Annotated in this window: 21 protein-coding genes and 2 pseudogenes; 5 read left to right on the top strand and 18 right to left on the bottom strand. The window is 69.0% G+C overall.

The features are described from left to right. Positions 1-11 precede the first annotated feature (11 nt). A complete protein-coding gene (locus OG285_RS04090) occupies positions 12-1,010 on the bottom strand; it encodes a TIGR03842 family LLM class F420-dependent oxidoreductase (RefSeq protein ID WP_371790187.1) in 999 nt (332 codons plus the stop codon). Between the two features lie 254 nt (positions 1,011-1,264). Here OG285_RS04090 and OG285_RS04095 point away from each other — a divergent pair, with 254 nt between their 5' ends. Then, positions 1,265-1,849: a nuclear transport factor 2 family protein gene (locus OG285_RS04095; RefSeq protein WP_371790188.1), complete on the top strand. Its 585-nt coding sequence runs from the start codon at positions 1,265-1,267 to the stop codon at positions 1,847-1,849. A 4-nt stretch (positions 1,850-1,853) separates the two neighbouring features. On the opposite strand, the gene hydA is transcribed toward OG285_RS04095, so the two are convergent. The 6 genes from hydA to ggt form a co-directional block, all read right to left on the bottom strand. Then, on the bottom strand, positions 1,854-3,257 hold the full coding sequence (gene hydA, locus OG285_RS04100; protein WP_371790189.1) for a dihydropyrimidinase: 1,404 nt from the start codon (positions 3,255-3,257) through the stop codon (positions 1,854-1,856). A 51-nt stretch (positions 3,258-3,308) separates the two neighbouring features. Continuing rightward, entirely contained in the window at positions 3,309-4,589 is a 1,281-nt protein-coding gene (locus OG285_RS04105) for an aspartate aminotransferase family protein (protein WP_371790190.1), read from the bottom strand. Next, positions 4,586-5,428, bottom strand: coding sequence for a nitrilase-related carbon-nitrogen hydrolase (locus OG285_RS04110; RefSeq protein ID WP_371790191.1), 843 nt, complete (start codon positions 5,426-5,428; stop codon positions 4,586-4,588). The genes OG285_RS04105 and OG285_RS04110 overlap by 4 nt, the downstream gene beginning before the upstream one ends. A gap of 242 nt (positions 5,429-5,670) precedes the next feature. Next, the gene (locus tag OG285_RS04115) at positions 5,671-6,054 is read right to left on the bottom strand and encodes a PPOX class F420-dependent oxidoreductase (protein ID WP_371790192.1); all 384 of its coding nucleotides are present in this window, start codon (positions 6,052-6,054) and stop codon (positions 5,671-5,673) included. 65 nt (positions 6,055-6,119) lie between these two features. Continuing rightward, positions 6,120-6,371, bottom strand: coding sequence for a helix-turn-helix transcriptional regulator (locus tag OG285_RS04120; RefSeq protein ID WP_356831073.1), 252 nt, complete (start codon positions 6,369-6,371; stop codon positions 6,120-6,122). Between the two features lie 249 nt (positions 6,372-6,620). Beyond that, a complete protein-coding gene (ggt, locus tag OG285_RS04125; RefSeq protein WP_356831075.1) occupies positions 6,621-8,447 on the bottom strand; it encodes a gamma-glutamyltransferase in 1,827 nt (608 codons plus the stop codon). Between the two features lie 117 nt (positions 8,448-8,564). Here ggt and OG285_RS04130 point away from each other — a divergent pair, with 117 nt between their 5' ends. Next, positions 8,565-9,308 carry a hypothetical protein gene (locus OG285_RS04130; protein ID WP_356831077.1) on the top strand — a complete coding sequence of 248 codons (744 nt, stop codon included), beginning with the start codon at positions 8,565-8,567 and terminating at the stop codon, positions 9,306-9,308. On the opposite strand, the gene OG285_RS04135 is transcribed toward OG285_RS04130, so the two are convergent. Then, the gene (locus OG285_RS04135; RefSeq protein WP_371790193.1) at positions 9,247-9,870 is read right to left on the bottom strand and encodes a hypothetical protein; all 624 of its coding nucleotides are present in this window, start codon (positions 9,868-9,870) and stop codon (positions 9,247-9,249) included. The genes OG285_RS04130 and OG285_RS04135 overlap by 62 nt on opposite strands. A gap of 47 nt (positions 9,871-9,917) precedes the next feature. Between OG285_RS04135 and OG285_RS04140 the strand changes: the two genes are divergently transcribed. Beyond that, positions 9,918-10,616, top strand: coding sequence for a CocE/NonD family hydrolase C-terminal non-catalytic domain-containing protein (locus OG285_RS04140; RefSeq protein WP_371793442.1), 699 nt, complete (start codon positions 9,918-9,920; stop codon positions 10,614-10,616). Between the two features lie 207 nt (positions 10,617-10,823). Here the strand turns inward: OG285_RS04140 and OG285_RS04145 are convergent, their stop codons facing one another. The 9 genes from OG285_RS04145 to OG285_RS04185 all read right to left on the bottom strand — a co-directional run bounded on the left by OG285_RS04145 (position 10,824) and on the right by OG285_RS04185 (position 19,581). Then, a complete protein-coding gene (locus OG285_RS04145) occupies positions 10,824-11,264 on the bottom strand; it encodes a DUF6278 family protein (RefSeq protein ID WP_356831081.1) in 441 nt (146 codons plus the stop codon). A gap of 61 nt (positions 11,265-11,325) precedes the next feature. Further along, positions 11,326-12,105, bottom strand: coding sequence for an exodeoxyribonuclease III (locus tag OG285_RS04150; protein WP_356831083.1), 780 nt, complete (start codon positions 12,103-12,105; stop codon positions 11,326-11,328). Positions 12,106-12,135: 30 nt separating this feature from the next. Continuing rightward, positions 12,136-12,768 (bottom strand): MBL fold metallo-hydrolase, encoded by a 633-nt coding sequence (locus OG285_RS04155; RefSeq protein WP_356831319.1) that lies wholly within the window; start codon positions 12,766-12,768, stop codon positions 12,136-12,138. An 18-nt stretch (positions 12,769-12,786) separates the two neighbouring features. Continuing rightward, positions 12,787-14,088, bottom strand: a complete 1,302-nt coding sequence (pcaC, locus tag OG285_RS04160; RefSeq protein WP_356831085.1) for a 4-carboxymuconolactone decarboxylase — start codon at positions 14,086-14,088, stop codon at positions 12,787-12,789. Between the two features lie 13 nt (positions 14,089-14,101). Continuing rightward, on the bottom strand, positions 14,102-15,334 hold the full coding sequence (locus tag OG285_RS04165) for an IS701 family transposase (protein WP_371790194.1): 1,233 nt from the start codon (positions 15,332-15,334) through the stop codon (positions 14,102-14,104). Between the two features lie 149 nt (positions 15,335-15,483). After that, positions 15,484-15,984, bottom strand: coding sequence for a DinB family protein (locus OG285_RS04170; protein WP_371790195.1), 501 nt, complete (start codon positions 15,982-15,984; stop codon positions 15,484-15,486). Between the two features lie 52 nt (positions 15,985-16,036). Next, positions 16,037-16,880, bottom strand: a protein-coding gene (locus OG285_RS04175) for an IS5 family transposase (protein WP_371793443.1) whose coding sequence is annotated in 2 segments (ribosomal slippage) — positions 16,037-16,546 and positions 16,548-16,880 — 843 coding nt in all. Because the reading frame shifts where the segments join, the coding sequence is not laid out codon by codon here. A gap of 292 nt (positions 16,881-17,172) precedes the next feature. Then, positions 17,173-18,402 carry an IS4 family transposase gene (locus OG285_RS04180; RefSeq protein ID WP_371790196.1) on the bottom strand — a complete coding sequence of 410 codons (1,230 nt, stop codon included), beginning with the start codon at positions 18,400-18,402 and terminating at the stop codon, positions 17,173-17,175. 45 nt (positions 18,403-18,447) lie between these two features. After that, complete coding sequence (locus OG285_RS04185; RefSeq protein WP_371790197.1) at positions 18,448-19,581, bottom strand: alpha/beta hydrolase; 1,134 nt, start codon at positions 19,579-19,581, stop codon at positions 18,448-18,450. 1,284 nt (positions 19,582-20,865) lie between these two features. On the opposite strand from OG285_RS04185, the pseudogene OG285_RS04190 reads away from it, so the two are divergent. Both OG285_RS04190 and OG285_RS04195 read left to right on the top strand, forming a co-directional pair. After that, positions 20,866-22,244: pseudogene (locus OG285_RS04190) on the top strand (NF041680 family putative transposase). A 66-nt stretch (positions 22,245-22,310) separates the two neighbouring features. Continuing rightward, positions 22,311-23,935, top strand: a pseudogene (locus OG285_RS04195) (ISAzo13 family transposase). Between the two features lie 124 nt (positions 23,936-24,059). On the opposite strand, the gene OG285_RS04200 reads toward OG285_RS04195, so the two are convergent. Beyond that, positions 24,060-24,410, bottom strand: a complete 351-nt coding sequence (locus OG285_RS04200; protein WP_356831091.1) for a hypothetical protein — start codon at positions 24,408-24,410, stop codon at positions 24,060-24,062. Positions 24,411-24,438: the final 28 nt, after the last annotated feature.

The following is a 24,438-nucleotide window of genomic DNA, read 5'->3' on the forward strand; positions in this document are numbered from 1 at the left end:
TCTCCGCGAGCTCAGGCGAGAGCCGGGATGATCCGCTCGCCGTACGCGTCGATGACGGTCTCGCGGGCGTCGTGCATCGCGTACACCGCGAACTGGTCCACACCCAGGGCCCGCAGCGCCCGCAGCTTCTCGATGTGCGCCTCGGCGGGGCCGAGCAGACAGAAGCGGTCCACGATCTCGTCGGGGACGAACGCCGTGTCCGGGTTGCCGGTGCGGCCGTGGTGGCTGTAGTCGTAGCCCTCGCGCTGCTCGATGTACGTGGTGAGTGCGTCGGGGACCAGCGCGGAGTGCTCCCCGTAGCGGGCCACCAGGTCCGCCACGTGGTTGCCCACCATCCCGCCGAACCACCGGCACTGCTCGCGGGCGTGGGCCAGGTCGTCACCGATGTAGGCGGGCGCGGCGACGCAGATCTTCACGGCGTCCGGGTCCCGGCCCGCGTCGGACGCCGCCGTCCGGACCGCCGCGACCATCGACTCGGTGAGGAAGGGGTCGGCGAGCTGGAGGATGAAACCGTCGGCCCGCTGTCCCGCCAGCGCGAGGGCCCTGGGGCCGTACGCGGCCATCCAGACCGGCAGCTTCCCGTCCTCGACCCAGGGCAGTCTCAGCGGCCGGCCGTCCACGTCGGCCTCGCGCCCCTCGGCGAGATCCCGGATGACACCGATCGCTTCGCCCAGCCTGGCCAGCGTGTTGGGCTTGCGTCCCGCGACCCGCATCGCCGAGTCGCCGCGCCCGATACCGCAGACCGTGCGGTTGCCGTACATCTCGTTGAGCGTGGCGAAGGTGGAGGCAGTGACCTCCCACGTCCGGGTGGACGGATTGGTGACCATGGGCCCGACGATCAGGCCGGTGGTGTGCTCCAGGATGCGGCTGTAGATGACGAACGGCTCCTGCCACAGGACGGCCGAGTCGAAGGTCCAGCCGTAGCGGAAGCCGTTGCGCTCCGCGCGCCGCATCAGTCCGACGACGGCGGAAGCGGGCGGATCGGTCTGCAGGACGAGTCCGAAGTCCAAGGCGTGACTCCAAGTGCGGGTGCGGATTCCGGGGGTCCCGCGACGCGGGCCCCGGTGGGGCGGGTGGGTGGGGTCGTAATCTGTCCGGCTACAGCGGTTCGGTGACGAGTGGACAGCACTGGCGGCGAGCAGGCAGAGCTGTCTCCCAGGTGAGAGGTCTCCGCCCGTGCCCGTGCCGCCCGCCCCGCCCGTACCGCCCGTACCGCCCGTACCGCAGAGGAAACACAGCCCCGACCCCGCAGGAGGAGAACGACATGACCGTGAGCGCGCGTGTCGAGGACCGTTCCGCCATCGCCGACCTGATGACCGGGTGGATCCACCGCGACCTGGGTGAGTGGGAGCAGCTGCGTGAGCTGTTCCACCCCGACGGCACCATCGAGATCACCTGGTTCGAGGGGGCGGCCGGCGAATTCGTGGATGCCTCCGCCCGGATGGGCGCCTCCGACCTGCGCTCCAAGCACCAGATCGGCGGCCCGTCGATCACCTTCAACGGCGCCCGGGCCCTGGTCGAGACCAGCACGATGCTCATCGCCGAGAACGTCGCCCTCGACCTCGGCTGCACCGCCCACAACCGCTTCTGGGACCGCGTCGAGAAGCGCGACGGCGACTGGCGCATCGTCCACCGGGCGAGCGTGTACGACATGAGCTCCTTCACCTTCCTCGCCAAGGTCCAGGAGATCGACGAGAGCACCGTCCGGCGCTATCCGCGCGAGTACGCGGCCCTCGCCTACGTCCTGGAGAAGTCCGGTTATCCGGTGGCCCGTGAATTCCCCACCAGGAACAGCGAATTGGAGGCGTCCCTGAAGGCGGCGGGCCGGAGGTGGCTCGACGGAGCCTGAGCGCTCAGTGCGCGTACTCACCGAGTCCGCGCGGCACATAGGCCCCGTGCCCCGCGTGGCCGACGTAGTCACGGTTGTCGATCACCGGAACACCGCGCGAGAGGACCGTCTCCACCCGGCCCGTCACCCGCTTGCCCTCGTACGCCGAGTAGTCGACGTTCATGTGGTGCGTCGCGGCGGACATGACCTGCTCGGCAGCAGGGTCGTAGACCACGACGTCGGCGTCGGCGCCCGGGGTGATCGTGCCCTTCTTCGGGTAGAGGCCGAACATCCGCGCCGGCGCCGCGCAGGCGAGCTCGATCCAGCGACGGCGGCTGATGTGCCCGTCGACGACGGCCTGGTGGAGCAGGTCCATACGGTTCTCGACCCCCGGCATTCCGTTCGGGATCTTCGAGAAGTCGCCCTTCCCCATGTCCTTCTGGCCCTTGAAGCAGAACGGACAGTGGTCCGTGGAGACCACCTGCAGGTCGTTCGCGCGCAGCCCGTGCCACAGCGCCGCCTGGTGCTCCGCCGGACGCAGCGGAGTCGAGCAGACGTACTTCGCGCCTTCGAAGCCGGGCTCCGCCAGGTTGTCGGTCGACAGGAAGAGGTACTGCGGGCAGGTCTCGCCGAACACCGGAAGGCCCTCGTCCCGCGCCCGCGCCAGTTCGGCGACGGCCTGCCGCGCCGACACGTGCACCACGTAGAGAGGGGCACCCGCCACCTGGCTCAGCTTGATCACACGGTGCGTGGCCTCCGCCTCCAGAAGCGCGTTGCGGACTTCGCCGTGATGCCGCGGATCCCTCTCACCGCGGGCCAGCGCCTGCTCCACCAGCACGTCGATCGCGAGGCCGTTCTCCGCGTGCATCATCACCAGAGCGCCGTTGGAACCGGCACGCTGCATGGCCCGGAGGATCTGGCCGTCGTCGGAGAAGAACACCCCCGGGTACGCGGTGAAGAGCTTGAACGAGCTGACACCGCCCGAGACGAGCCGGTCCATCTCCCTGAGCGACGACTCGTTCACATCGGACATGATCATGTGGAAGCCGTAGTCGACCGCGCACTTCCCGTCCGCCTTGCCGTGCCAGGTGTCGAGCCCTTCACCGAGTGATCCGCCCTTGGACTGGATGGCGAAGTCGATGATGGTCGTGGTGCCGCCCCAGGCCGCTGCCCGGGTCCCGGTCTCGAAGGTGTCGGACGCGAAGGTGCCGCCGAAGGGCATCTCCATGTGCGTGTGGGCGTCGACCCCGCCGGGCACCACGTACTTCCCGGTGGCGTCGATCGTACGGTCGGCGGTCCAGGCCTCAGCGGCGGCGGAGCCGTGCGCGGCGAGCGCGGCGATCCGGCCGTCCTCGATGAGGACGTCGGCGTGGGTCTCCTCCGCGGCGGTGATGACGAGACCGCCGCGAACCAAGGTGCGGGTACTCATGGTGCTGTGCTCCCTCTCTCGTGCACCGGTGCGTGCTGCGGGGCCCGCCGACTAACCTGCGCGCAGGGCCTGTTCGAGGATGGCCGCGCCCGTCTCGGCCTCCGTGACGTTGAGCGAGAGCGGCGGAGCGATGCGCAGCACGCTGGTGTCGTGCCCACCGCCCTTGCCGATCAGCAGCCCGCCCTCCCGGGCCGCCTCGAGGACGGCCGCCACCGCCTCCGGGTTCGCCTCGTCGGTGCCGGGCTTCACCAGCTCGACGCCGATCATGAGGCCCCGGCCGCGCACTTCGCGTACGAGCGGGGACTGCGCGCCGACCGCCCGCAGCCGTTCGAGCAGGAGGCCGCCGATCCGGCGGGCGTTGCCCTGGAGGTCGTGTTCCAGGAGGTAGGTGAGGTTGGCGAGGCCCGCGGCCATGGTCACCGGGGAGCCGCCGAAGGTCGAAATGGAGTTGGCGTCCAGGCAGTTCATGACCTCGGCGCGGGCCACGACACCTCCGACGGACATGCCGTTGCCGATGCCCTTGGCGAAGGTGAGGATGTCCGGCGGGCCGTTCCCGGCGTGCGCCTGCCAGCCCCAGAAGTGGTCGCCGGTCCGCCCCCAGCCGGTCTGCACCTCGTCGGAGATCCAGAGAATGCCGTGCCGGTCCAGCACTTCGCGGAACGCGGTGTAGAGACCGTCGGGCGGCACGGTGAAACCGCCGACGCCCTGGATCGGCTCGGCGATCAGGGCCGCCGCGTCACGGGTGTGGCCGAGCAGGTCCTCCAGGTCGGCCACGCATGCCTCGATGAAGCGGGCGTCGCTGAGATGCGTGTACGGGCCCCGGCTGCGGACACCGCCGTGGACGTAGAGCGTCCGGAGCGGGGAGAGACCAGTCGGTGACCAGCCGCGGTTGCCGGTGATGCCGACCGCCGCGAAGGAGCGGCCGTGGTAGCTGTTGCGCATCGCGAGGATCTGGTTGGACCTGCGGTAGGCGGTGGCGAGGAGCAGCGCGGTGTCGTTGGCCTCGGTCCCCGATGTGGTGAAGAAGACGCGGGCGTCGGGAATCCCGGAGAGTGTCGCGATCCGCTCGGCCAGCTCCACCATGGGCCGGTTGAGATAGAGCGTCGAGGAGTGCACGATCCGCCCGGCCTGCTCGCTGACCGCCTTGGTCACCTCGGGCAGGGCGTGGGCGGTCATGGTGGTGAGGATGCCGCCGAAGAAGTCGAGGTAGCGGTTGCCGTCCGCGTCCCAGACGTACCGGCCCTCGCCGTGGGTGATCTCGATCGGCTGCCGGTAGTAGGTGGCGAGCCAGTCCGGCAGGACGGCCCGGTGCCGGCCGTGCAGGTCGGTCACGGCTGCACCAGCCCTTCGTACGCGTCGGGCCTGCGGTCCCGGTAGAAAGCCCACTGCTGCCGCACCTCGTCGATGAGGTCCAGGTCGAGGTCGCGGACGAGGAGTTCCTCGCTCGTGTCGCCCGCGACGTCCCCGACGAACCGGCCGCGCGGGTCGACGAAGTAGCTGGTCCCGTAGAAGTCGTTGTCGCCGTACTCCTCCTGGCCGACCCGGTTGATGGCGGCGATGAAGTACTCGTTGGCGACTGCGGCGGCGGGCTGCTCCAGCTGCCAGAGGTAGGCGGAGAGACCGCGCGACGTGGCAGAGGGGTTGTAGACGATCTGCGCCCCGTTCAGGCCGAGTTGGCGCCAGCCCTCCGGGAAGTGGCGGTCGTAGCAGATGTACACGCCGACCTTGCCCACGGCCGTGTCGAAGACCGGCCAGCCCGCGTTCCCCGGTTTGAAGTAGTACTTCTCCCAGAAGCCCTTGACCTGCGGGATGTGGTGCTTGCGGTACTTGCCGAGGTACGAGCCGTCAGCGTCGATGACGGCCGCCGTGTTGAAGTAGAAGCCCGACTGCTCCCGCTCGAAGACCGGAACGACGATCACCATGCCGGTCTCGCGGGCGAGTTCCCGCATCCGGGTGACGGTCGGCCCGTCGGGTACGGGCTCCGCCCAGCGGTAGTGCTCGGCCTCCTGCACCTGGCAGAAGTACGGGGCGTTGAAGACTTCCTGGAATCCGATGATCCGCGCACCCTGGCGGGCTGCCTCGCGAGCATGCTCCTCATGCTTGGCGATCATGGATTCGGTGTCGCCGGTCCAGGTGGCCTGGACCAGTGCGGCGCGTACGACGTGTGACATGAGCAGCTCCTTCAACAGGGCGCCACGAAGCTCTACGCACGTAGACGGGTTGCGTAGGAGGCGAACGTAAGCCCCGTCACACACGGGGGCAAGACCATCGCCGTCAACCCGCCGAGTCGATCACGTTTCGCCTCTTCACGATCACTTCGCCATCCCGGGTGATCAGATTGCACGTCCCGCTCGGCGCGGCGACCTGGCGGGGACGGTCCCGCACCGCCGGCCCACTCGCCCCCGGAGCCCTCTCAGCCGAGTGTCACGGCGATCCCGGTGTGCGGCCGCTTGCCGAGCCGGATGATGGCGCCCGGTACGTCCACGAGGACGAACTGCCAGGTGTACTTGGCCCTCAGCAGCCGCCGGACCCGCCGGGTGTCCGCCTCGTCGAGCAGCCGCCCGACCCCCTCCATGGACGGGGCGTCCTCCGCGACCCTGCCGCGTGCGTCACAGACGGCCACCCGGACGCGGCCGTCCCGGCGCAGCCGCTTGACCTTCCAGGAGTCGGTGCGGGTCCAGATGAAGAGCTCACCGCCGTCCCGCGCGGCCCACACCGGGGTGGCGACGGGTGTGCCGTCCTTCCGGAAGGTGGTCAGACTGACGTACTTGCTGCGGCCGAGCGCGTCGAGGGTCATGCCCGGAGCCTAAGGGCTGTCCACGGGAGAACCGCCGCGGGCGTTCGGGTGCGTCGGTCAGGCGGTCAGGCGGCCACCAGTACGCAGCGGGCGGCGATCTCGTCCATCGAGAGCCCGAGTGCGGCCGCCAGTGCGGCGACCGTGAAGAAGGCGGGGGTCGGGGCCCGGCCGGTCTCGATCTTCCGCAGCGTCTCGGCCGAGACGCCCGCCGCAGCCGCCACCTCGGTCATGGTGCGGGCGCCACGCGCCTCGCGGAGCAGGCGGCCGAAACGCTCGCCGCGTGCGTGCTCTTCGGGTGTGAGAGGGGTACGGACCATGCCGTCATTCTAATACCGCCGGGATCGGTATAGTAATTGGTTCGGTGGAGATCAGGACAGACCGGCAGGAGTCACCCTGCGCACACGGGACGTGACCGCCCCCACCGTCCTGCGCGAAGCCGGAGCCTGATCGCCGCTCCTCCTCCACCTCCCGGACATCGCCCCCGGGCCGTTCCCCGCCGTGCTCTGCGTCCCGGTCGACGAGACGCAGAGCACGGTGTCCCGGACGGATCCGGAGGCCCCGGCCCCTCAGGGGCGCCCGTCCGGGCGGACCACCATCGCGGAGCCGCCGCCCCGGCGGACCGGCTCGGCCGCCGCCAGCCATCGGCCGTCCGGCAGCCGCTGCACCCCGGTCGCCGCGCCGATCTCCGGGTTCAGCGTGAACGAGTGCCCGAGCGCCTCCAGTTGACCCCGCAGCGGACTGTTGTACAGCGCTGGTTCGAGCTCAGTCGTGGCGGCGTTCCGCTGGCTCGCCCGTGGTGCGGCGATCGCGTCCACCAGGGGCATCCCCCGGTCGAGATGACCGATGAGCGTCTGGAGCACGGTGGTGATGATGGTCGCGCCGCCCGGCGATCCGACGGCCAGGACCGGCTTCCCGCCGTGCAGGACGATCGTCGGTGAGATCGACGAACGCGGCCGCTTCCCGGGCCCCGGGAGGTTGGGGTCGTGGACCGACGGATCGGCCGGGGCGAACGAGAAGTCCGTCAGCTCGTTGTTGAGCAGGAACCCGCGGCCCGGCACGGTCATGGCGCTGCCGCCCGTCTGCTCGATGGTCAGCGTGTACGCGACGACATTGCCCCACTTGTCGGCCACCGTCAGGTGCGTGGTGTTCTCGCCCTCGTACGTGGTGGGAGCCGCGGTGCCGCTGTTCGCGCACCGCTCCGGATGGCGCGGGTCGCCCGGGGCCAGCGGGCTGGTCAGGACCGCGTCGTCCTTGATGAGGCAGGACCGCGAGTCCGCGAACCGCTGGGAGAGCAGTTCCTTGGTGGGGACGGGTTCGAAGGCCGGGTCGCCGACCCAGCGGCCCCGGTCCGCGAAGGCGATCCGGCTCGCCTCGATGTAATGGTGCAGATACTGCACCTGAGACGCCTTCGAAAGGTCCGTGCGCTCCAGGATGTTGAGCGCTTCGCCGACCGTCGTACCGCCGGACGACGACGGCGCCATGCCGTACACGTCCAGGCCCCGGTAGGAGGTCTCGGTCGGGGCGCGGTGCAGCGGTTCGTACGCCCGCAGGTCCTGGGCGGTCAGGTCACCCGGGCGGGCGTTACGGGTCGAACCGGGTGCCAGGTCGGGTTTGCGGACGGTACGGACGATGTCCTGCCCGAGGCTGCCGCGGTAGAGCTCGCCGACGCCCTTGCGGCCCAACTCCTGGTAGGTGCGGGCCAGATCGGGGTTCTTGAGGGTGGAGCCCACAGCGGGCGGCTGCCCGCCCGGCAGGAAGAGCTTCGCCGTCGCCGGGAAGTCCGCGAAGCGCGCCTGGTTGTCCTGCGTCTGGCTGCGGAAGGTGGGGTCGACGGTGAACCCGTCCCTGGCGATCCGCTCGGCCGGCTTCAGTACCGCCCCCAGCGACTTGCGGCCCCAGGAAGCGAGCGCGGAGTCCCAGGTGGCGGCCGTGCCCGGCGTGCCCACGCTCAGACCGCTGGTCACCGCGTCCGCGAAGGGGAGCGGTTTGCCGTTCTCCAGGAAGAGCGAGGAGTCGGCGGAACGCGGCGCGGTCTCGCGGCCGTCGATGGTCCGCACCTGGTGGGACCGGGCGTCGTAATAGACGAAGTAGCCCCCACCGCCGATGCCCGCCGAGTACGGCTCGGTCACCCCGAGCGCGGCTGCGGTCGCCACTGCGGCGTCCACCGCGTTACCGCCCTCGCGGAGCACCTCGATGCCCGCCGCCGAGGCGTCCTGGTCGACACTCGACACCGCGCCGCCGTACCCGACCGCGACCGGAGTCTTCGCTGCCGTGTTCCCCCGGGACTGCCCCGGTGGCGCCCCGGCGGCCGGGGGCGGCGCGGTCGCACCCACCGACAACAGGGCGGCGGCGACGGCCAGATACGAGAGTTTCCGGACGGTGACACGGTGCATCCATGACCTCCAGCGGAGAGACGTACGGCGCAGCGTAGCCCGCCCACCGCCCCTTAGTCATGAACACGTCGGTAGCATGCCGCACCGGGAAGGGCCGAACTGACGGGGTGCATGCCAGTGAACGACGACCTACGCAACATCCTGCTCGGCGTGATCGCCGCCGGTGTCAGCGCCGCGCTCGGCTGGCTCGCTCGCACGTCGCTGTGGCGGCGCGGACTCCGCAGGAAGCAGCGCTTCTTCGGGCTGCCCGGGAACTCCGAGTGCCTGCTGGTCGTGAACCGTGAGGCAGGTGGCGACGGCGCCGTCGCGCGCAACGACGTCTTCGCGCTGCTCGAACTGTCCTCCCTCGTCAAGGACTGCGGCGCACACGCCCAGATCCTGTCGGCCGACACCGCCCAGCAGGGCATAGGCGAGCGTACGGAGTTCTGCGTCGGGGGCCCCTCGTCCAACCGCCGGATGGCCGCCCACCTCCAGTCGCTGCTGCCCGGGGTCGACGTGAACACCGATGTGGAGCCCGGGCCCGAGCGCACCGCCTTCCAGATCGGCAGCGAGCGCTACCGGCTGGAGAGCGGTCGGCTCGCCCATGTCCTGCTGGCGCGGCTCACCGCGCAGCCGGGCGCCCGGCCCGTGTTCCTCTTCTGCGGCCAGCAGTCCATCACCAACCAGGCGGCCGCCCGCTATCTGGCCCGCAACCACGAGAAGCTGGCGCGCAAGTACGGCGACAAGTCCTTCTGCCTGCTGCTGAAGGTGGTCAACTCGCAGGCGTACGGACCTGATGTGGTGGAGCTGATGGCGGACGTCACGCGTGCGGCGCAGACCCCGGTCCCGGCTCCCCGTACCTCGCACCGGGCGGATCGCTGACGGGGACACCGCCGGGCGCGTACTCCCGGATGAGTGCCACGAGCCCGGCCGGGTCGACGTCGAAGACCTGCGCCTCGAAGCAGAGCCCCTGCGCCTGCCCGCCCCGGCCGAGCGACGGTGCGAGCCTGCGGTACATCGACCGCGGCCGGCAGAACCGGGGCAGCGCCTCCGCGCCCGGCGCGAAGTCGACGACGACGTGGGCGCCCGTCCTGCCGCCCTCGGTCACCTCGGCGGCCGCCACGCCCGTCACCGCGGACCACGGCACGGTGCGGGCGGGCCAGAGGGGCAGGCGTACGGTCAGGCCGCCGTCGCCCGGGGCCAGCCGCAGCGGCCGCACCAGATAGCCGACGAACGTGGCGGTGAAGAAGGCGAGCAGCAGTCCGGCGATGACCATCAGGGTGCCGCCGACTGCTCCGTACGCCCCGGAGACGACCGGCGGGATGGCCACCACCCAGGCGACCAGTACCACCACCGCAGCCACCGGGACCCACCGCAGCTTCCTCCTGAGCCGCAAGGTCATGTCCGTTCGCCCCCGGTCCGCGCCGTTCTCTGGATTCGTCACACCGAGAGCTTGGGACGCCGGACGCGTTCGCGCCAGGGTTTCGCTGAATTCCAGTCAACAATCCTCCGGCGGCGGGCGGCGGCAGGAGTGCGTTCGTTGACGCAGTGTCCAATAATCGTTACGCCGACTCCGGCTATGTCGTGGTCAGTTACACCTCGCGGGGCTTCTGGGAGTCGGGCGGCAGCATCGAGGTCGCGGAACCGCCCGGCATCGCCGATGTCTCGTCCGTCATCGACTGGGCGCCGGCGAACACCGCGGCCGACCCGGCGGAGATCGGCATGGGCCGCGTCGCCATCCTCTCCCACGCCCTCGACCAGTTCCCCAGGATCCCGCCGCTGGCATCGGTACCGCTGCCGCCCCGCTCGTTCGCGGCCGTCCGGCAGTCCGGGGCCTGCGCCACCGAACGGCGCATCCGGGGCACGGCCACCCTGCACACCACCCTCGCCGGCACCAAGGAGAGCGGCACCCTCGTCGCGTACCTCTACGACGTGGGGCCGCCCGGCCTCGGCAAGCTGGCCAGCAACGCGCCGTACACCTGCCACGGGAAGACACCCGGCAAGGCGTTCCCCGTGGACCTGGATCTGTTCTCCACGGCGTACGACGTGCCGGCGGGCCACCATCTGGCCCTGGTGACCGACACCGTCGACCCGCTCCACATCGAGCACAACCCGACCGGCGCGCAGCTGACCTTCTCCTCACCCGAGTCCGACCCGTCGTACCTGTCGGTCCCGCTGCGCGAGAAGTGATCACCGGCTGCTGCCGGGCGGGCATGGCGCCCTACGTGCTACTGCGCACCCGGCAGCAGCGTTCCTGGTTCGGCCGGACCCGGCCGTCTGCGGACGGTCGATGACGGAAACTATCCACCCCGACAAGGGACTTCACACCCGACACGCGCTAAGTAGCCATAAACCGTATTTGTATTGAAAAGCGGTGAAGTGCACTAATTCGGACAGTCAGGCCTCTGCCGCTTCCGAGTAGACCTGTGAGAGTTCGGGTGCGCCGGCGACCGCCCAGTCGAGTCCGGCCTCGACGACGTTGATCTCGCGTCCCGACTGCAGCCGGACCACCGGTGTGCCGCCCGGCAGGACGTCCCAGACCGCTCCGGGGACGGTTCTGACGATGGTGGTCCCGAGGTAGAGACCCGCGTCGTTGCCCAGCCAGGGCAGCTCCTCGGGGTCGTCGCGCCAGCGTGGCGGAAGCTGGTCGAGTGCAGCCAACGAAGCCGGTGAGTCGTCGAGTTGAAGCCCTTCCTGCCCGGCCCTGACCCGTAGCAGCTCGCACTCGGCGAGCAGCTCCCCCACTCCCTGCGGGTCTTTCCGCACCGCCGTGGCCAGCGTCTCCGCGTGTCCCGTGCCGTGCCGTCTGCGCCAGTGGTCAAGGAAAGGGATATTCACACCGCCCAGCCTCGCATTCCGCCGGACCGCCGCACCAACAGGCGCGCGGACCCCGAGGTCCTCAGACGTCGAGATCGACGACGACCGGGGCGTGGTCCGACGCGCCCTTCCCCTTGCGCTCCTCGCGGTCGACATAGCTGTCCTTGACGGCAGCGGTGAAGGGCTCGTTGCCGTAAACGAGATCGATCCGCATGCCCTTGTTCTTCGGGAACCGAAGCTGGCGGTAGTCCCAGAAGGTGTACGGGCGGTCGTACTTGAGCGGGCGGGGCACCACGTCGCTCAGCCCCGTCTCACGGAGGGCGGTGAGCGCGGCCCGCTCGGCCGGGGTGACATGGGTGGCGCCCTCGAACAGCGCCGGGTCCCAGACGTCCTCGTCCGCCGGGGCGACGTTGAAGTCCCCGAGGACGGCGAACGGCCGCTCACCCGCCGCGTCACGGGCGGCGGCCGCCTTCAGCGCGGCGAGCCACTGGAGCTTGTACGTGTAGTGCGCGTGGTCGACCTCGCGGCCGTTCGGCACGTACACCGACCAGACCCGGACGGGGCCGCAGGTCGCCGAGATCGCCCTCGGCTCCTGCACGCCCTCGTATTCGGGGCCGCCGGGCAGCCCCGTGACCACGTCGTCCAGTCCCAGCCGGGAGATCAGTGCCACCCCGTTCCACCGGCCGGTGGCGTGGACCGCCGACTCGTAGCCCAGCTCCCGCAGCTCGTCGGCGGGGAACTGCTCGACGGAGCATTTGGTCTCCTGGACGCACAGCACATCCGTGCCGGTGCTCTCCAGCCAGGCCAGCAGCCTCGGGAGACGGGCGGTGATCGAATTGACGTTCCAGGTGGCGATGCGCATGGGACCAAACCTAGCCGGTGCCACCGACAGTCACAGGTCCGTGGCGTCGCCCGGCATCAGACGGGTGTGTCCGGCGCCGCCGAGGTTGCCGATATGGGTGTCGTACACACCGCGCGCCAGGTCCTTGAGCAGCACGTCATGGATGTCGATGGCGCGCTGCGGCCGCACCTCGCGGACGTAGTCGATCACCTCGGAGATCTTGTTCCACGGGGCGTGCACCGGGAGCATCAGCGTCTCGACCGGCTGGTCGGGAACGGTGAAGGCATCGCCCGGATGGAAGACCGAACCGTCCACCAGATACCCCACGTTGGTGATCTGCGGCAGATCCGGGTGGATCACCGCGTGCAGCTCGCCGTGCACCTGGACGCCGAACCCCGCCGCCTCGAAGGTGTCGCCGTGGCCGACGGTGTGGACCCGGCCGGGAAACGCCGCGCTGAGCTTCCCGGCGACGCTGCGCAGGGTCCAGATCTCGGCGGCCGGGTTCGCCTCCATCCCGGCTCGCAGCCTGTTCTCGTCGAAGTGGTCGGGGTGCTCGTGCGTCACGAGAATGGCGTCGGCGCCGAGCGCCGCGTCCTCCTCGCTGAACCCCCCGGGATCGATGACGAGCGTCTGTCCGTCCTTCTCCAGCCGGACGCAGGCGTGGGTCTTCTTGGTCAGTTTGATCGTCATACCGCCATCCTCCTACGTCTCGGGGGTGGTCTCCTGCTGGATCACGGCCCGGGCCACCTCGAAGGCCGAGTTCGCCGCCGGAACACCGCAGTAGACGGCGGTCTGGAGCAGTACTTCCTTGATCTCCGCCGGAGTGAGTCCGTTGCGCAGGGCCGCGCGGACGTGCGAGGCCAGCTCCTGCGGATGACCGCCGGCGACCAGCGCCGTCAGGGTCACCACGCTGCGGGTACGGCGGTCGAGCCCGTCCCGGGTCCAGACCTCGCCCCAGACGTAGCGGGTGAGCAGCTCCTGGAAGTCCCCGGTGAACGCGTCGGCCGCGGCCTCCACCCGGTCCACATGGGCGTCGCCCAGCACCTCCCTGCGCACCTTGGCGCCCGCGTCGTACCGGTCGGGGCGCCCGGCGGGCACGGCGTCCGGCTGGAGCGCCGCGGGGGCGATCTCGGCGATGGGCGCCACGGGGACCGAGAGGCCCGGCACCTGCGGCGGCACGGGTATCGACGGCGAGGTGGTCGAGGTCGTCGACGAGGCGTTGTCCTGCCACCCGGTGGAGAAGTGCCGTACCAGCAGATCGGTGACGGCCGCGGGCTGCTCGACCGGCGCCAGATGGGAGGCGGCCGGGACCATCGCGAGCCGGGCGTCCGGTATCCCCGCCACCAGGGTGCGGGCGTCCGCGGGCCCGGTCACCCGGTCCTCGGCGCCGACCACGACCAGGGCGGGCACGCCGATCCGGCCGAGTTCGGCGCGGATGTCGAAGGACGCGAGGGCCTCGCAGGCCGCGATGTAGCAGCCGGGGTCGGTGGTGCGGACCATCTGCACGGCCCACTCCACGATGGCCGGCTGCGCCGTCGCGAAACCGTGCGTGAACCACCGCTCGGGCGCGCTGCGCGCCATCGGGTCGAGACCGTTGGTGCGGACGATCACCCCGCGCTGGCGGAACTCGTCCGCCGTGCCGAACCGGGGCGAGGCGGCGACCAGCGCCAGCGAGGCGACCCGCTCCGGGTGGCGCAGCGCCAGTTCCATGCCGATCGCGCCGCCGATGGAGCACCCGGCGTACCCGAAGCGCTGCACGCCCAGTTCGTCGAGCGTGGCCAGCAGCCGCTCGGCGATCCCGGCGACCGAGGGGACGGGGTGGGCGGGAGCACCGCCGTGGCCGGGCAGGTCGAAGCGCAGGACACGCCAGGTCCTGGACAGTTCGGGCGTCTGCCGGTCCCACATGTGCCATGTGGTACCAAGGGAGGGGCCCAGCACGAGGACCGGGGCGTGTTCTGGCCCGTCAAAGCGGTATTGGAGGGTCTGCTGCGTCGTCTCGCTCATCCGCCTCACGCTCTCATATCTCACAATCTCTCACGACCGCGCGGTATGTCGTCTCCGGACCCATGCGCCAGATGGACCAACAGAGTCGGTAGGCGGCGGTGTGGACGGGCTGGACGACGAGGGTGATGAACAGGTGCTGGATCTCATTGCAGGTGAGCGGCGTGAGGCCGTGCGGTGCAGGCTGGCGGATGTGTTCTTCTGCGCGAACGACAGTGAGGAAGGTATGCGCAAGCATGGCGAGAGTGACCCAGCGCGACCAGGACGCGTAGCGGCGGACCTGGTGCTCGTCCACTCCGGCCAGGCCCTTTCCGGACTGGACGAACTCCTCCACTCGCCATCTTGATCCAGCGACGCGAACCAGCTCGGCCAGAGGCACTCGGGCGGGCGAGTGGCAGCGGTAGTAGGCCAGTTCGCTGGTGCTGCGGTTGCGCCGGATCAGCAGTTGACGGTTGCCGGTCTCGGGGTTGGCGAGGTCGATGACGGCCCAGTCGTAGAAGCGGTGGCCCTTGGCCCCGGTTCCGGCGGAGAGCTTCTGCCAGGCTCGTTTGGGTACCTTCTTGGCCAGGGTGTCCGCGCGGAACTTCCCCGCGCTGGTGGTGGCTTCGTGCGAGCAGGCCACCGCGAGGACGTAGCGCGTGCCGTGTTCCTCCAGCGCGCTTCGCAGCTTGGGGTTGCCGCCGCAGACCTCGTCGCCCGCCACCCAAGCGGCCCGGTGGCCGGCGTCCAGGAACCGGGCGACCATGCACGCGGCCAGCTCGGGTTTGGTGGCGAAGGCGGTCTCCTCACCGAGTCCGGCGGCGCGGCAACGGCCCGGGTCGGTGGTCCAGGAACACGGAACATACAGTTCCCGGTCCACTGCGGCGTGCCCGCGTTGACGGGCGTAGACGAGGTAGACGGCAACTTGGGCGTTCTCGATTCTGCCCGCGGTGCCGGTGTACTGACGCTGGACGCCGACCGTGCCGATGCCCTTCTTCACATCGCCGGTCTCGTCGACTACCAGCACCGCCCGCTCGTCATGCAGGTGCTCCACCACGTATCCGCGCACGTCGTCGCGGACAGCGTCAGCGATCCATTTGGCGCGGCTGAGCAAGTGCTGCATGGCATCCGGGGTGGACTCCCCGGCCCACTCGGCGATCGTCCAGCAGTTCTTACGCGGCAGGTCCGACAGGAGCCCGAGCACCAATCGCCGGACCCGGACCCGGCGCCGGGGCTCGACCCGCTTGAACCGGCCCGCGATCCACCCCATCAGGCATTCGAACGCCTCTTGCCATCGAGCAGGGTCTACGCTGTGACCTGCGGCCACCGCATGATCTTCAGTCTTCACACACCGATGATCAACGGTGGCCGTACATGTTCGTCAGCAGGCCCCTGCCAGGTCCGGCTTGCGACGGAGCGTTATATACCACGGCTGCCGTCGAGACTCTCGCGAATGATGTCCGCATGACCGGCGTGCCGGGCAGTCTCCTCGATCATGTGGAGCAGGACCCAACGCACGTTCCGGTCCGCCAGGTCGGGGCGACTGCACGGAGCCTCCAATGACATGCCTGCGACGATCTCCCGTGAGATAGCCACCTGCTCCTCGAAGAAGGCCGTCCAGTGCTTCACCGTGTCCTGCTCGTCGACACGGAAGTCTTCGTCCCTCCAGTCCCGGACCTCCGCTTCGGGCCACTCGCCGAGAAGTGCCCGTCCCGCAACGACGATCTGAAACCACCTGCGCTCCCAGAGGGCCGAGTGTTTGAGCAGGCCCATCAAGGACAACGAACTCACCGTCGGAGCCATGCGGGCATCCGCGTCAGAAACTCCGTCGACCTTCCGAAGCAGATCGGCGCGCTGCTTGTCGAGAAAGCCGCAGAGGGCCTCCCGCTCGGTAGCGATTGAGAACTGGTTGGCTGTCATGTCCCGGACGCTACCGGATCACGAGTGCGCGCCGACCGGTGCTGCTGCGTAGCTATCCAGCATGAAGATCACGATCTACAGCTGGAGTACCAAGAGCTCGTAACACGATCATGATCGGGCCTTCTTGAGTCGGTCTCCAGCAGATGAGGCCGCAGGCGAGCGAGAGGAAGGCGTCGTGGAGTTCGGTGCGATGTTCCCAGCGGACGGTGAGACGTTTGAAGTGGTAGAGCAGGGCGAAGGTCTGCTCTACGACGTAGCGGAGCTTGCCGATGCCCTTGATGTTGGGTGAGCCCTTGCGGGAGATGACGGGCAGGATCCGTCGGTGACGGAGCTCGTCGCGGTTGGAGTCGCAGCCCTTGTCGCCGAGCAAGGCTTCTGGTCGTCGGCGGGGGCGGCCGGGGCGGCCCGCGACGGGTGGGATGCCGTCGACCAGGGCGAGGGTCTGGGTGACGTCGTTGACGTTAGCCGCAGTAGTGATGACCTTGAGCGGGGTGCCGCGTCTGTCGCAGATCAGGTGGTGTTTGCTGCCCGTCTTCCGCCGGTCGACCGGCGACGGACCGGTGCCGGGTCCCCCTTTTTTTCGCGCGGATGTGGGAGCCGTCCACGCACGCCCGCGACCAGTCGAGATCGCCGGCCGCGTTCAGCTCGGCGAGCAGGACCCGGTGCAGCCGGTCAAAGACCCCTGCCTTCTGCCACCGGTCCGGCCGCCGCCAGCAGGTCTGTCCCGAGCCGAACCCCAGCTCCAGCGGCAGCAGTTGCCAGGCTATGTCGTTGTAGAGGACGACCAAGATGCCCCGCAGGCAGAGTCGGTCCCACACCGGCCGCGGTCCCGGCGACCGATCCGGCCACGGCGGCAGCAACGGCTCGATCAACGCCCACAACTCATCGTCCACGATCCACGGTCGAGTACCCACACCTCACGAACGGCCGAATCGTCACACCGGCCACACCCAACCAGCCCACATCAACAAGTCCCGGATACGAGCTCTAGGCCCAATACCGCTGTTTTAGGGTGTTTTCAGTCGTCTACTGGTGGGTTTGGTGGGCGGGATGAGTGTGACTGTGACAGCTGGTGGGCGTGGTGGGTTGCGGTGGTGGGTGTGTTTGAGGTGCCAGTTAGACATCTTGCGTTTGATGACGCGGGGGTTGGTGCGTGGTCTGCGAGGGGGCAGGAGTCGTTCCAGCAGTTCACGGCTGGTGTGGGTGAGGGCCCCTGCCGGCCGTGAGGGGGGAAAGTGCCGCCTGGTCGGTGACGTGGCGGCGGGCGGCGTTCAGCGTGCGGGTGAAGGAGATCCGGTCGGGGTCGAGGCCGGCCCGGTGGGCGGTGTCGTGTATGACGTCCCGCAGAGCATGGTGGACCAGGAGAAATCCGTAGATCTCCTGCTCGACACCGTCGGGATACTGCGAGCGCAGGACCAGCTCGCGACCGCCCTGGTGGGTTTTGATCTCGTCGAGGGTGTTCTCGATCTCCCACCTCTGGTGATACAGAGCGGCGAGTTCGACGGCGGGTGCCTGGACCGGATCGCAGACGGTGGTGATGAGCCGGTACTCCGTGTCGTCGCCCGGGCCGAGGGTGTACTCGATCACCCGGACCGTGGCCGGATCACGGCGGGCGCGATCGCCGGTGGCCGCGATCTGGGACAGGTAGGAACCGTCGCCGAGGTGCTCAAGCACCGGGAGCACGATGTTCTTGCGAACCCGCCACAGCAGGTCGGCACCTGTTCCGGAAGCTTCCTGCCACAGGTCGAAGCCCGTGATTCCGCGGTCGGCCATTACCAGCATGCCCGGTCCGAGCCGGTCCAACAGCTCAGGAATCAGCTGCTGTTCGTGTCTCGACAGTGGCCCGGTGGCCGCGGCGAACACCGCATGCGTCCCGCACTCCACCAGTGCAGCCACTCGAACCTGCGGATACGCACTCCGCTGCTGTCCCCGCCCCGAACCCGGCCGGCCGAAGAACCCGCCATTGGCTTCGGTGTCCGGGACGTCGAAGACAGTGCCGTCCACCGCGACCAGCCGCCAATGCCGGTACCAGGCACCGGCCGTATCCTCAGCCGCGACCGGCCGACATACCCGAGCGAACAGCGCCTTCAACGGCTCTGGCCCCAGCCGCCCGCGAGCCCGGGCAATCGCCGCTGTCGTCGGCACCCTCCACGGCTTCTCCCACCGCCGAACCCGCTCCAGCCCCTGCGTCAGCAGCCGGGCCACCTCCTCATACCCCTGCCCGGAGAACAGACACATCGCGAGCACGAAGTACACCACCACCCGCGCCGGCAACAACCGCGACCGCTCTTCTACACGACCGCACTCGACGACCACCTCGTCCACCAACTCAGGCGGGAACACCCGCGTCAACACACCCAGAGCGATACGGTCCGACAACCGCTCACCCGACGACTTCACCTGTCCAGGCCTTGGCACACCACACCCAACGACCCACCACCCCCAAAGTCACCGGTATTGCCTCTAGGCCCGGTTTTCCCGGGCCGTCACCCACGCGGCGAAGTCCTCGACGCCGCCGATGAGCGCCTCAAACCGGAATGAGTGGAAGAGGTCGAAAGCGTGGTGGGCACCCGGTAGTTCGACGTACACGATCGGCGAGGTGGAGACCGACCCCAGAGCGGTGACAAGAGCCCTGGGGTTCTCCGTGTCCACCAGCTCGTCCAGGTCCCCGTGCGCGATGAAGAATGGTGGTGCATCCGTCCGGACGAGGTTCACCGGCGAGGTCGCCGGGTCGCCGTCGAAGTACTCCGCGAGAAAACCGTTGAGCACGACGGCGGCGGTCACGGAGGTGTCCGCCTCCTCGAACCCGGGCTGGTAGGCCGGCTCATTGGGGGTGAGTGCTGCCTGAGCCGCCATGTGCCCACCCGCGGAGCTCCCCGCCACGAACACGGCCGCCGCAGGCGCCGCGCCGTACTCCGCTGCGTGTTCGCGCGCCCAGGAGATGACCTTCTTCGCGTCGATCAGATGGGCGGGATGCGGGAAGTCGGGGCGCAGCCGGTAGTTGGCGCTGATGCAGACCCAGCCCTGGCTGGCGAGCCGGTAGAGCAGGGGCAGCGACTGAGTGTTCTTCCGACCCTGGTCGTAGTGGCCACCATGGAAGTGGATCATTACGGAGCCGCCCTCGGGGCGTGAGCGGTGGTGGTAGACGTCGAGGAGGTTGCGACGGCCTGCGTCCCCGTAGCTGAGGTTGCCCACCCTCTTGACGTCAGGGCGGCGGCGAAGGACGGGCCTGAGCAGAATGCGTGCCAGCGGCGGCCGGCGGCGCGTCCCCGTCCCGACGCCGAGCGCGTCGTCCAAGGCGACACGCACCACGGACGCCGCCCGCATTCCGCGCAGGGTGACCACCACAAACCCGGCAGCCGCGGCCCCTGCCACCCCGACGTTCACCCGGTCGGAGGTCGTGGTGATGTCGCCCTCGGAGAAGGCCAGTGCCGTAGAGGCCACCAACGCGTAGAGAGCGAGGTGCGGGATCTCGTTGAAGACCAGGCCGAGCCGGTAGCTGAAGTAGAAGAGCGGTTTCGGCCCGCGTATGCGAGCCAGACAGAACACCACGATCAGTACGGCCAACACCACGGTCACCAGATAGCCCACAGCCACCACATCACCCCGTTCGACAGTCGACCTGACAATCCCCTTCTGTGGTACCACGGTTGGGATGACGCGGGAGGTGAAGTGCTCGCTTCGAAGGTGCACTTGAGGTAGCTGCCCGTCCAAGCCGCAGGCAAGGCGCAACGGTTCGATCAGCACCCAGAGTTCGTCGTCCAGGGTCGAGTACCCACACCCTCAGAACGGCCAAATCGTCTCACCGGCGACGCCCCACCCGCACACTTCAGCAAGATCGTGTTACGAGTTCTAAAGGCATGAAAGAACTTCCTGCTCGCCGCCGGAGCCCCAACGACCCGCTGATCTTCGAAGATGGCGTCACCAAACCGTTTGTGTCCTGGTAGCAGGGACGGGGCAAATACTCGCCGATGCCATCGGATTACAGCGCCGGAGTCCCTGAGCTTGGACCAGCGTCCGTCACAGGCCCCGCTAGCAAGCGACGGCGGCCTCGGCGCAAGGGCCGTTTCATCTGAGAGCTGGGCAACAAAGCCCGAGAGCGCCGGTTAGCCAAACCGGCCTTCCCGCGCACCGTAGATACCTCGTCCTGGCTTCGAGCAGATCGCCGACGCCGTCAAGGCGGCAGACGCCGCCGCCAGGACCGGCATTGGCTTCGCCGATGCCTACAAGGCCCTGCGGACCCTCGGCCTTCCCGAGGACATCGTCGCCCGTCTCGGCTTCAAGGGGCTTGATAAACCTGTTGAATTCTGCCTCAGGACCCGGGCCCGTGCGCTTCTGGTTTCCCGGGCGTCGGTAGCCGGCGAGGGATGCCCCACGGGCCTGATCGGCTACAACAGCGATGAACTGGGCCAGCCTCGCTGACGCCGCTCTATACGGGTGACAGCGAGGCTGATGTGGGACTCGTCTCTGATGGGCGCTGGCGTCACGCGGCGGTGTGGCGAGGGCAGCCCTACGGAGAGCCGCCCAATCAGCCGATCAGCCAGATCTGCAGCTTGTTGGGCTTGTAGGTGAAGGTGCGCAGCTTGACCGGTACGTCCTGGCCATAATGTGCTCGGTGTCCACGCCCAGGCACTTCTTCGTGAAGTTGTCTCTGAGCTGGTAGCCGCCAGGGACCTGGGTCATGAACCAGTCCTCACTAACGCCGCCGCCGTAGCACTCATCGCCTGAGACACAAGCCGGTTCCTCCAGGCACGGTGCACCTCTGGCACCCGGCCGGCACACACTGGGGAAGTCCGAGGCTCTGCGCGTGGGTGCTCGGCGCGAGGTCGAGCTGCCGGGTAAGTCGATGCCTCCCACAGCCGGCTCGGCCCGTCTTCCTGTCTGACCAGGCGTGCGGACGCGCTGTTCGAACTCGCGGACGCGGTGTTGTGCGCGGACGGGCCGGTCCGGTCGCTGGTGGAACTGTCGCTGGTCGGTGAACACCGTCGCGGGCACGGTGGGCTCTACGATGCCCTGTCCGCAGGCCGGGTCGATGTGGCCCGGCTGCGACGGGCTCTGGCCGGGGTGCCTTTGCCGCGGGCGGCGGACGGGCGGCTGGTCCTGGCCGCCGACCTGACCTGCTGGCTGCGGCCCAGCGCTCACACCTCACCGCAGCGGATCCTGTGCCATACCTATGGGCGGGGCAAGGACCAGCACATTCCCGTTCCCGGCTGGCCCTGCTCGGTGACTGCGCGCTGGAGACGGGCCGCAGTTCCTGGCCCGCACCGCTGGACGCACTACGACTGGCGCCTGGCGATGACGCAGCCACTGTCACGGCCCGGCAGATGCGCGAGTTGGTCGAGCGACTGGTCGCGGTCGGTCAGTGGACGGACAGCGATCCGTCGATCCTAATCGTGGTGGATGCCGGCTACGACGTTCCCCGCCTGGCGATCCTTCTGAAAGATCTCCCGGTGCGGGTGCTGGGCCGGATGCGTTCGGACCGCGTGCTGCGACGTGCGGTCCCCTGCCGCGAGCCCGGTGGCCGAGGGCGGCCACCCCGCCACGGCGGCGAGTTCGTCTTCGGTGACCCGGCCACCTGCAACACTCCCGACGTCCAGACGGTGACGGCGACCCGCCTTTACGGCACCGCCACCGCGCGGGCCTGGGACCGCCTGCACCCGAGACTGACCCATCGTTCGGCCTGGACGGCCCAGCTGGGTGCACTGCCGGTCATCGAGGGCACCGTGATCCGTCTTCACGTCGAGCACCTGCCCAGCGGAGCCACACTGAAGCCGGTCTGGCTGTGGTGGTCCGGCACCGGCGCCACCGAATCCGATGTCGACCTGCTCTGGCAGGCACTCCTGCGGCGCTTCGACATCGAGTACACCTTCCGCCTGTTCAAGCAGACGCTCGGCTGGACCTGCCCGAAGATCCGCACCCCCGAAGCCTCAGACCGGTGAACCTGGCTGATCCTCGCGGTTTTCACCCAGCTCCGAATCGCCCGTCCTCTGGCAGCCGACCTCCGCAGGCCGTGGGAGAAACCGACCCCACCCGACAGACTCACCCCAGCACGCGTCCGCCGAAACTTCCGGAACCTCCGCCCGAAGGCCGCCTGCCCGGCCAGAGCACCGAAATCCTCGCGGCCAGGCCCAGGACGACCACCCGGCCGCAGGAACAACCAACCCACCACACGCTATGACGTGCACACAGTCGGCAAACCAGGCCCCGCGAAACAACGGACGAAGAAGTCAACGACCCCTCGCCCACGCCGCACAGGTTAAAGACCAAGCTAAGGGCTTGCAGATCATCAAGGTGTTGCCTGCTGCCCCGTAGCTCGTTGATGTGGTATGCGCATCCCGGATGAGATCTCTGCCCAACTCGCGATGATATTTGGGGTGTTGTTCCCACATCTGGATGAGCGGCGACGACGGCTGCTGATGGCCGCAGAGGCCCGTGTTCTGGGACACGGTGGTGTTCGGGCTGTCGCGCGGGCGGCCTCGGTGAGTGAGACCACGGTCCGCAAGGGCGTATGCGAGCTGGAGGCCGGCGAGGAGCCCCTGGGGCGGGTGCGACGGCCGGGCGGAGGCCGCAAGAGGGTCGCAGATCTCGATCCGGGGCTGCGGCCGGCTCTCCTGGCGCTTGTCGAGCCGGACGAGCGGGGGCGATCCGATGTCGCCGCTGCGGTGGACGGTGAAGTCGACCCGCACGCTGGCGCGGGAGCTCGCCCGGACGGGACACAAAGTCAGTGCGGACACCGTCGCGGACCTGCTGCGGGAGGAAGGCTTCAGTCTGCAGGCCAACGCCAAGACCATCGAGGGAAGCCAACATCCCGACCGGGATGCGCAGTTCCGCCATCTCAACGAGCAGGCCCGTGATCACCGGGACGGCCAGACGGTGATCAGCGTGGACACCAAGAAGAAAGAGCTCGCCGGCGAGTTCAAGAACAACGGCCGCCAGTGGCGGCCTGCCGCTGATCCGGCGCCGGTGAACGTCCATCACTTCGCCGACCCCCAGCTGGGAAAGGCCGTCCCGTACGGGATCTACGACCTCGCGGCGAACACCGGCTGGGTCAACGTGGGCACCGATCACGACACCGCCGCCTTCGCGGTGGAATCGATCCGCCGCTGGTGGTGCGGCCAGGGTCGGGTCGCCTACCCGCAGGCGACGCGTCTGCTCATTCGCCGACGCGGGCGGCTCGAACGGCTACCGCACCCGGGCCTGGAAGCTCGAACTTGCCCGGCTCGCGGCCGAAACGGGACTGACGCTCACCGTGTGTCATCTGCCGCCAGGCACATCGAAGTGGAACAAGATCGAGCACCGGCTCTTCTCGCACATCACCATGAACTGGCACGGCCGCCCGCTGACCAGCCATGAAGTCATTGTCCAGTCCATCGCCGCGACCACCACCCGCACCGGACTGCGTGTCATGGCCGAGCTGGACACCAACGTCTACTCCACCGGAGTGAAGATCGGCGACGCGGAGACGGCGTCCCTGCCACTGACCCGACACGCCTTCCACGGCGACTGGAACTATGCCCTGCACCCCCGGCCCTGCCCAGCCATCCCGGCACCGCGGGCTCCGCAGAAACCGGCCCCGGAGTGGGACCACGCTCTTCTGTCTGACCCCGCCCTGACCGGCATGTCCCGGCAGCAACTGAGCGATCTCACCGGCACTTTGGCCCTCCACGGCAACGTCAAGCGCGGCCGCCCGCCCCGGCTGGACTTCCCCGACCAGGTCCTGGCAGCCATCCTTCACCTGCGGGTCGCCCTGGCCGCGGAACCCCTCGCCGTGCTGTTCGACAGCAGTCGGACCGCCATGCACCGCACCCTGCTGAAGATCAGGACGCTACTGAAGGCGCACAGCATCGTCATCCCGCCGGCAACCACTCCGCCCTCTGCCCTCACAGCCCTCCAGGCCCGGGTCCGAGCCCTGAGCAGTGACCCCAGCAGCTTGATCAAGACGACGTGTTGATCATCTGCAAGCCGTTAGGTCCGGCCTCAACCGTGGCGCTCGTCGTCGGCGGTCGGACACTGGAGTACCGCATACTCCCCTACCTGGCAGAGCGGTACTCCTTCGAGGTGAGCCTGGTCGTCCGCTAGCGGGCACGGGCCGTGCGGCGGTGCAGGTGGAGGGCCAGGGCGAGCAGAGCGAGAGGGGCGGCCACGGTCAGAGCGCCGAAGGCCATGGACTTTCGGGCGGCGACCACAGCGGTGCAACCGGACGTGCCGAGTTCGGAGCCGTAATTACGCTTCTTGAAAGCCTGCCGGTCGAACAGCGCGGGCGCGCCGCACGATATCGGCTCTGGCAAGTTCCCGTTGTTGTCGAAGGACGGCGGGAAGAGGCTCAGGCCGAGCGCCAGCAGGAGGGCGCCGATCGTAGGGATCGCGAAGATCCAGGCCCCGATGAGCAGGTAACGGTTGGTCCGGGGCGCATCCGTGTCGGTCACGCCGGAAAATGGTACGTCCTGGGCATGA

Origin of the sequence: Streptomyces sp. NBC_01471 (assembly GCF_041438865.1) — a bacterium.
In the GTDB taxonomy this organism is placed as follows: domain Bacteria; phylum Actinomycetota; class Actinomycetes; order Streptomycetales; family Streptomycetaceae; genus Streptomyces.